This is a genomic window from Streptomyces sp. NPDC001507 (assembly GCF_042894765.1).
In the GTDB taxonomy this organism is placed as follows: domain Bacteria; phylum Actinomycetota; class Actinomycetes; order Streptomycetales; family Streptomycetaceae; genus Streptomyces.
In genome coordinates, this window is the sequence record NZ_JBIAVV010000005.1 from 1 (window position 1) to 9,527 (window position 9,527).

General features: G+C 72.8%; 8 protein-coding genes. 6 read left to right on the plus strand and 2 right to left on the minus strand.

Translation table 11 applies throughout. The annotated features are described in order from the left end of the window. The first annotated feature begins 228 nt into the window (after positions 1–228). The 3 genes from ACFY0K_RS17215 to ACFY0K_RS17225 all read left to right on the plus strand — a co-directional run bounded on the left by ACFY0K_RS17215 (position 229) and on the right by ACFY0K_RS17225 (position 3,536). Positions 229–1,449: an MFS transporter gene (locus tag ACFY0K_RS17215; protein WP_390640538.1), complete on the plus strand. Its 1,221-nt coding sequence runs from the start codon at positions 229–231 to the stop codon at positions 1,447–1,449. A gap of 387 nt (positions 1,450–1,836) precedes the next feature. Further along, on the plus strand, positions 1,837–2,499 hold the full coding sequence (locus ACFY0K_RS17220; RefSeq protein WP_390640539.1) for an RNA polymerase sigma factor: 663 nt from the start codon (positions 1,837–1,839) through the stop codon (positions 2,497–2,499). Next, positions 2,499–3,536: a hypothetical protein gene (locus tag ACFY0K_RS17225; protein WP_390640540.1), complete on the plus strand. Its 1,038-nt coding sequence runs from the start codon at positions 2,499–2,501 to the stop codon at positions 3,534–3,536. Before ACFY0K_RS17220 ends, ACFY0K_RS17225 begins: the two co-directional genes overlap by 1 nt. 224 nt (positions 3,537–3,760) lie before the next feature. On the opposite strand, the gene ACFY0K_RS17230 is transcribed toward ACFY0K_RS17225, so the two are convergent. Next, positions 3,761–4,612 (minus strand): L,D-transpeptidase family protein, encoded by an 852-nt coding sequence (locus ACFY0K_RS17230; RefSeq protein ID WP_390640541.1) that lies wholly within the window; start codon positions 4,610–4,612, stop codon positions 3,761–3,763. A gap of 107 nt (positions 4,613–4,719) precedes the next feature. On the opposite strand from ACFY0K_RS17230, the gene ACFY0K_RS17235 reads away from it, so the two are divergent. Next, positions 4,720–6,300, plus strand: a complete 1,581-nt coding sequence (locus ACFY0K_RS17235) for a methylmalonyl-CoA mutase (protein WP_390640542.1) — start codon at positions 4,720–4,722, stop codon at positions 6,298–6,300. 110 nt (positions 6,301–6,410) lie between these two features. Continuing rightward, the gene (gene leuE / locus ACFY0K_RS17240) at positions 6,411–7,064 is read left to right on the plus strand and encodes a leucine efflux protein LeuE (RefSeq protein WP_390640543.1); all 654 of its coding nucleotides are present in this window, start codon (positions 6,411–6,413) and stop codon (positions 7,062–7,064) included. Between the two features lie 152 nt (positions 7,065–7,216). Here leuE and ACFY0K_RS17245 read toward each other — a convergent pair whose 3' ends face one another. After that, a complete protein-coding gene (locus tag ACFY0K_RS17245) occupies positions 7,217–8,605 on the minus strand; it encodes an FAD-dependent monooxygenase (protein WP_390640544.1) in 1,389 nt (462 codons plus the stop codon). A gap of 71 nt (positions 8,606–8,676) precedes the next feature. Between ACFY0K_RS17245 and ACFY0K_RS17250 the strand changes: the two genes are divergently transcribed. Further along, positions 8,677–9,321, plus strand: a complete 645-nt coding sequence (locus ACFY0K_RS17250; RefSeq protein ID WP_390640545.1) for a TetR/AcrR family transcriptional regulator C-terminal domain-containing protein — start codon at positions 8,677–8,679, stop codon at positions 9,319–9,321. Positions 9,322–9,527 lie beyond the last annotated feature (206 nt).

A 9,527-nucleotide genomic window follows, 5' to 3' on the forward strand; every position in this document is an offset into this window, starting at 1 on the left:
CGGATCAACGTGCTGTTCGCAATGCTCCGCGACGGCACCTTCTACGAACCCAGAACCCCACGCCTCACTTGACGAAAGACATAGAGGCACCCCCCGCCGCCGGCCGGCCGGGGACCCATCGGTCACCGCGGGCGGTCCCGCACAGTCTCGCGCCTGTCCGCGCGGTACGGCCGCCCTCCGTCGCGAGCCCCGCGCATCGTCCCGGTGCGCCGCGGTCGAGGAGGACATATGCCACTGGCACTGCTGGCCCTGGCCATAGGCGCGTTCGGGATCGGAACCACGGAGTTCGTGGCCACCGGCATCCTGCCGCAGGTGGCCGACACCTTCGGGGTGTCGATCCCGTCGGCCGGTTATCTGGTCACCTGTTACGCGGTCGGCGTGGTCGTCGGCGCCCCGGTGACGACACTGCTGGGCACCCGGATGCCCAGGAAGACCATGCTCGCCCTGCTGATGGGCGTCTTCACGGCCGGCAACCTGCTCTGCGCGGCGGCACCGGACTTCGCGCTGCTGCTCGCCGGCCGGGTGCTGGCCTCCTTCGCGCACGGCGCCTTCTTCGGTATCGGCTCGGTCGTGGCGGCCGGTCTGGTGGCACCGCACCGCCGGGCCTCGGCGATCTCCCTGATGTTCAGCGGACTGACCATCGCCAATGTCGCCGGGGTCCCGCTGGGGACACTGGTCGGCCAGACGGCCGGGTGGCGGGTCACCTTCGTCCTGATCGCCGCGCTCGGTGTCCTCGGTGTCGCGGGGGTGCTCTGCTTCGTCCCCAGGGACCGGCGCCCCGAGGTGTCCGGCGTCGCCGGGGAGGCCGCCGCGCTCCGCGATCCGCAGGTGCTCCTCGCGATGCTGATGACCGTCCTCGGGTTCGGCGGAGTCTTCGCCGCCGTCACCTACATCGCACCGATCCTGACCGATGTCGCCTCGTTCCCCGAGTCCTCGGTCTCCTGGCTCCTGGTGGTCTTCGGCTGCGGACTGGTGCTGGGCAACATCGTCGGCGGCCGGCTCGCCGACCGCCGGCTGATGCCGATGCTCGCCACCGCGCTGTCCCTGCTCGGGCTGACCCTGCTGTGCCTCTCCCTCGCCGCCTCCCACCAGGCCGCCGCGGTGGTCCTGATCTTCCTGATCGGCTTCTTCGGCTTCGCCACCGTGCCGCCCTTGCAGAAGCGGGTACTGGACAACGCGGCGGGGGCGCCCACCCTGGCGTCCTCCCTGAACATCGGCGCCTTCAACCTCGGCAACGCCATCGCCGCCTGGCTCGGCGGACTCACCATCGACGCCGGGTACGGCTACGCCTCCGCGAGCGCCGTGGGCGCGGCCATGGCAGCGGCCGCGGTCCTGGTCGCCCTGCTCTCCGTCCACCTCGACACCCGCAGGGCCCGCGGTGCGGTCCCCGCCGGAGAGCCCCTCACCGGGAAGCCCTTGCCCGAGGACGCCCTGGGCCCGGCCTCCTGAGCCGGCCCCGCCGTCCTGGAACGATCCGCATGGCCGCGATTCGGAAGCGGCGGACACCGAAGCAACGGCCGGGGCCGCCACCCCCCACAGGAGAGGCCCCGGCCGTCGCGCGGCACGAGCCGCGCGGCGGCCCGTACTCTGTTCAGCGCCATGAGTGCGTTTTCTGTCACACCTCAGGGCGTCACGAGTTAGTTGCACTTTGTACGGACGTGGACGGCGAGCGGTTTCAGGTCGTAACGTGCAGTTCGCGCCGGGCCGCGGAGGACGCATGACCACCGCAAGGATCTGCGGTCCCGAACACCGTAACCATCAATTGAGGAACCACGACGGCGAGAACCACGACCGTGAGAGCGGCGCCGGTTCAGGCCCAAAGTAGGGAACACACGGGTGCTGGGGGACGACGCGGAGTTGACCGCCGCGGTACGTGCTGCACAGGACGGGGACGAGACCGCGTTCCGCATCGTCTATCGCGCGGTGCAGCCCCGACTGCTCGGATACGTCCGCACGCTGGTCGGCGAGCCGGACGCCGAGGACGTCGCCTCCGAGGCCTGGCTGCAGATCGCCCGCGACCTCTCCCGGTTCAGCGGGGACGCGGACCGGTTCCGCGGCTGGGCCGCCCGGATCGCCCGCAACCGCGCCCTCGACCACATACGGATGCGCGGCCGCCGCCCCGCGATCGGCGGCGACGAGACGGAACTGACCGGCCGGGCCGCCGAGTCGGACACCGCCGGCGAGGCCATCGAGGCGCTGACCACCGACTCCACCCTCTCCCTCATCGCCCGGCTGCCGCAGGACCAGGCCGAGGCCGTCGTCCTCAGGGTCGTCATGGGCCTCGACGCCAAGACCGCCGCCGAGACCCTCGGCAAGCGCGCCGGCGCCGTGCGGACCGCAGCCCACCGTGGGTTGAAGAAACTCGCCGAACTGCTCGGCGCCGACCCCGAGACGGCGGGCGCCCTCGACGCGCTCCCACCCCAGCGAGAACCGAACGCCCGTGCGGTGACGTCCGCGAGTGTGACGCATACGCGTTCGCGGACGCAGAAGGACATGTGATGGCCGACCAGCGGTACAAGTGGCTGAACCGGGTGACGGCGGAACGTCTGCTGCGCGGTGAGTCGCTCGAAGCTGTCGACGCCATCGCCCGTGACCAGGCAGAACGCCTCGCCGACACGCTCGGCGCGCTCTCCGCGCCGGCCGCGCCTGCCGCTGCCGAACTCCCCGGTGAGGAAGCCGCTCTGGCTGCCTTCCGCAAAGCGCGCGAATCCGGCGAGGACGCCCGGACCGGTGCGGCCACCTGGCAGGGCCGGGGCGGCCGGAACGCCGACGCGGGCCTCTTCAGGATCGGCGCCGGTTCCCGGCCGGCCCGGGCCCCGGGCTGGGCCCGTCCCGCCCGGCTGGGCCTCGCCGCCGCGCTGACCGTCGGCATGCTCGGCGGGGTCGCGGTGGCCGCGGGCACCGGGGTGCTGCCGACGCCGTTCGACGACAACCACCCGGGACCGGCCGCCTCCGTCTCCGCCGCCGGTACCCCCGCACGCCCGCAGGGCTCGCAGTCGCCCGAGTCGCTGCTCGGCGGCGAGACCCGGACGCCGTCCTCCGGTGCCGCCCCGGGCGGCTCCGGGCAGCCCTCGCCCGACCCGTCCGGCAAGCGGAAGGACCGCGGCACCGGCTCGACCGGCGTCCCGGCCGGCGGGTGGAGCGGTGCCCTGACGTCCTGCCGCGCGATGCAGAACGGCAAGTCCCTGGGCGCCGACCGCAGGCGTGCCCTGGAGGGACTGGCGGGGGGCGCCGGCCGGGTGGACAAGTTCTGCAAGGCCGTCCTCGACACCGGGCTGAACGGCAAGGACGGCGTGGCCCGCGACGGCAAGGGCGACGACAACACCCAGGGCGGCCGGCACGACGGCCAGGGCGACAGCAGCGGCACGGGCGACGACGACGGCCGGCCGGGCCGGGGCACCGGCGGCGGCAAGGACGGCGGCCGGGGCAACGACCACCGCCAGGACGGCGTGGCCACCCCCGCCCCGACCGCCTTCGCACCCGCGCGGCCCCACCAGCCCGGCACCTCGCCCAGCCCCACGTACAGCGCGCTTTGACCTTTACGCACCGCTGTGACCTGCGTTTTTGAAACTTCCTGAACTTTTTTCCCGCAGGGTGTGACGTTTTCGGCGGCGGCGACGCAGTACAGAGTGAGCCGACTGGTCATCGGCCGTCGCACAGAGCCGGGGTTCCCCCCGTACCCGTGGCTCGTGCATCGGCGCGGGCGGGACACGTTCCCCCGGTCCCGCCCGCGCCCCGAACGTCACCCGCTCGTCCCCGTTCACCAGGAGACGACGACCTTGTCGCCGTTCCGCACCTGCGCGAACAGATCCGCGATCGCCGTCTCGTCCCGTACGTTGACGCACCCGTGCGAGCCGCCCGCGTAGCCCCGGGCCGCGAAGTCGTAGGAGTAGTGCACCGCCTGGCCGCCGCTGAAGAACATCGCGTACGGCATCGACGAGTGGTAGAGCGTCGACACGTGGTGGCGGGACTTCCAGTAGACGTGGAACACGCCCTCGCGGGTCGGGGTGTACTGCGCCCCGAACCGCACCGACATCGTCGACACCGTGCGCCCGTCGATCATCCAGCGCAGCGTCCGGCTGGTCTTGCTGATGCACAGCACCCGCCCGGTCAGGCACCGCGGATCGGGCGCGGCGGCCGGCTGACCGCCCATCAGGTACAGCTCCCACTTCCCCGGCCTGTGCGTCATCCGGACCAGCCGCTGCCAGGTCACGGCGTCGGTCTCGCCGGTCCGCGGCAGCCCGCGCCTGCCCTGGAAACCCGCGACGGCCTGGGCGGTGAGGTCGTCGTAGGTCCCCGTCGGCCCGTCGAACAGCCAGGCGACCTGGCGCAGCCGGGCCTGGAGCTCGCGGACTCCGGTGCCGGTGTCGCCGCGGGTGTACACGATGTGCGGCGGGACCGTCTCGACGGCGGACGGCGAGGGGGCGCGCGCGGCCGGCGTGGTGGTGCCGGACGCGGTGGGAGCGGTGCCGGCGGGTGCCGGGCTGTGCGGGAGGTCGATGCGGACGGGCGAGTGCCCCTTGGCGTCCCCGCCGCCGGTCGGCTGCACCGTGCACCCGCACAGCACGGCCAGTACGGCGGCCAGGACCCCCGAATACCCAGAGACCTTCATGCCGAGGATGCTTCCCCGCGTGACCGCCGCCGAACAAGGAGGCATCGTGGGAACCGACAGACGTACCGGCGTACCGGTGTATCGGCGTACTGCGGAGGTCCCCCGTCATGGCCCGTGAGTCGGAGTCCGGACTGCCCATCGAGCCCGTCTACGGTCCCGGAGACCTGGCGGGCTGGGACCCGGCCGCCAGCCTCGGCGACCCGGGCTCGTACCCCTTCACCAGGGGCGTCTACCCGACGATGTACACCGGGCGTCCCTGGACCATGCGCCAGTACGCCGGGTTCGGCACGGCCGCGGAGTCCAACGCCCGCTACCGGCAGCTCATCGCGCACGGCACCACCGGTCTCTCCGTCGCCTTCGACCTGCCCACCCAGATGGGCCACGACTCGGACGCGCCCCTCGCGCACGGCGAGGTCGGCAAGGTGGGCGTGGCGATCGACTCGGTCGACGACATGCGGGTGCTGTTCGGCGGGATCCCCCTGGACCGGGTGTCGACGTCGATGACGATCAACGCCCCGGCGGCCGTGCTGTTGCTGCTGTACCAGCTGGTGGCGGAGGAACAGGGCGTACCGGCGGCGGCGCTGACCGGCACGATCCAGAACGACGTCCTGAAGGAGTACATCGCGCGGGGCACGTACATCTTCCCGCCCAAGCCGTCCCTGCGGCTGACCGCGGACATCTTCGGGTACTGCCGGACCGCGATCCCGCGCTGGAACACGATCTCGATCTCCGGCTACCACATGGCCGAGGCGGGTGCGTCCCCCGTGCAGGAGATCGCCTTCACGCTCGCCGACGGGATCGAGTACGTGCGCACGGCGGTCGCGGCCGGCATGGACGTCGACGACTTCGCGCCGCGCCTCTCCTTCTTCTTCGTGGCGCGTACGACGCTTCTGGAGGAGGTCGCCAAGTTCCGTGCGGCGCGCCGGATCTGGGCACGGGTGATGCGGGAGGAGTTCGGTGCGCGGGACCCGAAGTCGCTGATGCTGCGGTTCCACACGCAGACGGCCGGCGTGCAGCTGACGGCCCAGCAGCCGGAGGTGAACCTGGTGCGGGTGGCGGTGCAGGCCCTGGGCGCGGTCCTCGGCGGCACCCAGTCGCTGCACACCAACTCCTTCGACGAGGCGATCGCGCTGCCCACCGACAAGAGCGCGCGGCTCGCCCTGCGCACCCAGCAGGTGCTGGCGTACGAGACCGACGTGACGGCGACGGTGGACCCCTTCGCGGGTTCGTACGCCGTGGAGCGGATGACGGACGACGTGGAGGAGGCGGCCCTCGCTCTGATGCGCAGGGTCGAGGACCTCGGCGGCGCGGTCGCGGCGATCGAGCACGGCTTCCAGAAGGGTGAGATCGAGCGGAACGCCTACCGCATCGCGCAGGAGACCGACGCGGGGGAGCGGGTGGTGGTCGGCGTCAACCGGTTCCGGCTGGACGAGGAGGAGCCGTACGAGCCGCTGCGCGTCGACCCGGCCATCGAGGCCCGGCAGGCGGAGCGCCTCGCAAGGCTGCGCGCCGACCGCGACCGGGCGGCCGTCGCCGCGGCACTCACCGCCCTGAAGAAGGCCGCCGAGGGCGACGACAACGTGCTGCCTCCGATGAAGGAGGCGCTGCGGGCGCGGGCCACGGTGGGGGAGGTGTGCGAGGCGCTGCGGGAGGTGTGGGGGGTGTACGTCCCAGCGGACGTGTTCTGACGGTGCGTTCGTGCGGTGCGTTCTCGCGGTGCGTTCGCGCGGTGCGTTCCGGCGGTGCGTGACGGACGGCACCCCGGGCGTTGTCGGACCCGCGTGCGAGACTAATTCCCATGTTCGGCGTCATCGATCTCCCCACCTACCTGGCAGGACTCGTCCTGATCGTCCTGCTGCCCGGCCCCAACTCCCTCTACGTGCTGTCCGTCGCCGCCCGGCAGGGGATCAGGGCCGGTTACACCGCCGCCGCGGGCGTGTGGTGCGGGGACACCGTGCTGATGACGCTGTCGGCGGCCGGGGTTGCCTCGCTGCTCAAGGCCAACGCCGTGCTGTTCGGGATCGTGAAGTACGCGGGCGCCGGCTATCTCACCTGGCTGGCGATAGGGATGCTGCGGGCGGCCTGGGCGATGTGGCGGTCGCGGAAGCACCAGGCGGCGGAGCAGACGGCGCCGGCCGCCGCCCCGGCGCAGGAGCGCCCGTACCGCCGCGCCCTGGTGATCAGCCTCTTCAACCCGAAGGCGATCCTGTTCTTCATCGCCTTCTTCGTGCAGTTCGTCGACCCGGGGTACGCGTACCCGGCGGTCTCCTTCGTCGTCCTCGGTACCTTCGCCCAGCTGGCCAGCTTCCTCTACCTCAGTGCCCTGATATTCAGCGGCACGAGGCTGGCCGACGCGTTCCGCCGCCGCAAGCGGATGTCGGCGACGGCCACCTCGGCGGCGGGGGTGCTGTTCCTCGGGTTCGCGGTGAAGCTGACGCTGGCCAGCGCCTGAGTCCGGGGTCGCACGTGCACGCCTTGCCCTGAGCTGGTCCGCTGAAGCCCGGGGTTGTGCAGCGCCCCGTCAGGGGCGCGGGGAACTGCGCGACCAGCCACCACGGTGCCGCGGTCGCCGGACGGCATGTCGCGGCACCTGCGGCGGAGCGCTCAGGCGACGTCGAACATCCCGGTGCGCGCCGCGTACGTGCGCAGCCCCTCGGCCGTTTCTCCCGCCCAGCCCACGTAGCCGTCCGGGCGGATGAGGAACACCCCCGGGCCGTACGACTCCGGGGCCGGCACGCCGCCGAGGCCGGCCACCGGTTCCGGGGCCAGCAGCGTCCAGTGCGGTCCCCGGAACGCGTCGAACATCCGCACCCCGTCCGCGTTCCGCCCGTCGGGCGCGCGGTCGCCCGCCCGCACCGGTCCCGGGTTCGCCCGGGTCTCCTCGGTCAGCGAGGACTCCCGGTAGCCGATGCCCAGCTGGACCGTGGCCTCGCCCCGCCGGACCTCGCCGTTGTGGACGCTCGTCGAGAGGCCCAGCATGGCGGCGGCGTTCGCCCGGCGCTCCTCCTCGTAGGTGTCGAGGAGCGCCTCCGGGGCCCGCCCGGCGAGCACCGCGGCCAGCTTCCAGCCCAGGTTGTAGGCGTCCTGGACGCTGGTGTTCAGGCCCTGGCCGCCGGCCGGGGAGTGTACGTGGGCCGCGTCGCCGGCCAGGAAGACCCGGCCCACCCGGAACCGGTCGGCCAGCGCGGCGCGGGGCCGGAAGTCGGAGGCCCAGCGCACCTCGGTGACGTCCGCCGCGTCGAGGTGGCTGTACGTCGTCACCAGCCGGCGCAGGCCCGCCAGGGTCAGGTCGGTCTCCGTGCCCTCGGGCAGCCGGGCGCCCAGCTGGAACTCGTCGGTGCCGGCCAGCGGGCACAGCGCCACACCGCAGCCGTCGTCGCCGACGAAGGTGTGCCAGTGCTCGCGGTCGAGGCCCCGCACCCGCAGGTCGGCCACGAGGAACGGGCTCGGGTCGACCGACTCGCCGGTCATCCCGACGCCCACCGCACGCCGTACGGTCGAACGCCCGCCGTCCGCCGCCACGACATAGCGCGCACGGGCGGTCGTGCCGTCGGCGAAGCGGGCGGTCACCCCCTCCGCGTCCTGCTCCAGGCCCGTCAGTCCGCGCCCGAACGCGACCCGGCCGCCCAGCTCCCGCAGCCGCGCGTACAGCACCTCCTGCGTGCGCCACTGCGCGACCATCAGCGGCTCGGTGTACGGCGCACCCTCGTCCGCCGGCACCGCGTCGAACATCGGCTTCGTGCCGAGGGGTTCGCCGTTCTTCCAGAGCAGCCGGGGCGGATAGGGGCCGCCGGCCGCGCGCATCGCGTCGAGCACGCCGAGGTCGTCGTACACCTCCTGCGTGCGGGGCTGGATCCCCTTGCCGCGCGAGCCCGGGAACAGCTTCTCGCCGGCCTCCACGACCAGTGCGTCCACCCCGCGCCGGGCGAGGTCGATGCCGAGGACGAGCCCGGTGGGCCCGGCGCCGACGACCAGTACATCCAACCTATCCATCGCATTTCTCCTTAACGACGTTAAGTCCCGTTGACGACAAGGCTGCCCTTAACGCTGTTAAGCTGTCAAGCGTGAGTACGGAACGACGCGCCCCCCTCGACCGCCGCCGGGTCGCCGACACGGCCCTGCGCCTGCTGAACGAGGTCGGTCTGGAGGGGCTGACCCTGCGGGCCATCGCCAAGGAGCTGGACGTCAAGGCCCCGGCCTTGTACTGGCACTTCAAGGACAAGCAGGCGCTGCTCGACGAGATGGCGACGGAGATGTACCGCCGGATGGTCGCGGAGACGCGGCTCGACCCCACCGACAGCTGGCAGAACGTGCTGCGGACGACGGGCCGCGGACTGCGCACGGCGCTGCTCGGCTACCGCGACGGAGCGAAGGTCTTCAGCGGCTCACGCTTCACGGGCATCGAACACGCCCCGGAGCAGGAGGCCTGCCTCCGCGTCATGACGGAGGCCGGCTTCACCCTCGCCCAGGCGGCCCGGGCGGGCATGACGACGAACGCCTACACCATCGGCTTCGTCATCGAGGAACAGGGCGTCGTACCCCTCCCGGGCGAGCGCCGGGAGGGGTACGACCTCGAGGAACGCGCCCGCCTGATGGCCGGCTTCCCCCTGGCGGCGGAGGCGGGCAGGGAGCTCTTCGACGACTACGACCAGCACTTCGAGGAGGGGCTGGAGATCGTCATCGCGGGGATCGGGGCGCGCTGGGGCTAGCACAGGCCCCCGGGTCAGGTGGGCGATCATCGGCGTCGCCGAGGTCGTCGACCCGACAGCGCGAAGAAACAGGAAGCACCGGATTCCGGACCGGGGGCCGGGGGGGGGGGGGGGGGGGCCCCCCGGGCGGGGGGGGGGGGGCCGGGCGGCGGGGGGGGGGGGGGGGGGGGAGTTCAGGCCGAGCCGAGGGGGGCGGGGGGGGGCCG

Bases quoted from the DNA above. Each gene is read 5' to 3' on its own strand.
- ACFY0K_RS17215 (WP_390640538.1), top strand. From the start codon at position 229: ATGCCACTGGCACTGCTGGCCCTGGCCATAGGCGCGTTCGGGATCGGA.
- ACFY0K_RS17225 (WP_390640540.1), top strand. From the start codon at position 2,499: ATGGCCGACCAGCGGTACAAGTGGCTGAACCGGGTGACGGCGGAACGT.
- ACFY0K_RS17230 (WP_390640541.1), bottom strand. From the start codon at position 4,612: ATGAAGGTCTCTGGGTATTCGGGGGTCCTGGCCGCCGTACTGGCCGTG.
- ACFY0K_RS17235 (WP_390640542.1), top strand. From the start codon at position 4,720: ATGGCCCGTGAGTCGGAGTCCGGACTGCCCATCGAGCCCGTCTACGGT.
- leuE (WP_390640543.1), top strand. From the start codon at position 6,411: ATGTTCGGCGTCATCGATCTCCCCACCTACCTGGCAGGACTCGTCCTG.
- ACFY0K_RS17245 (WP_390640544.1), bottom strand. From the start codon at position 8,605: ATGGATAGGTTGGATGTACTGGTCGTCGGCGCCGGGCCCACCGGGCTC.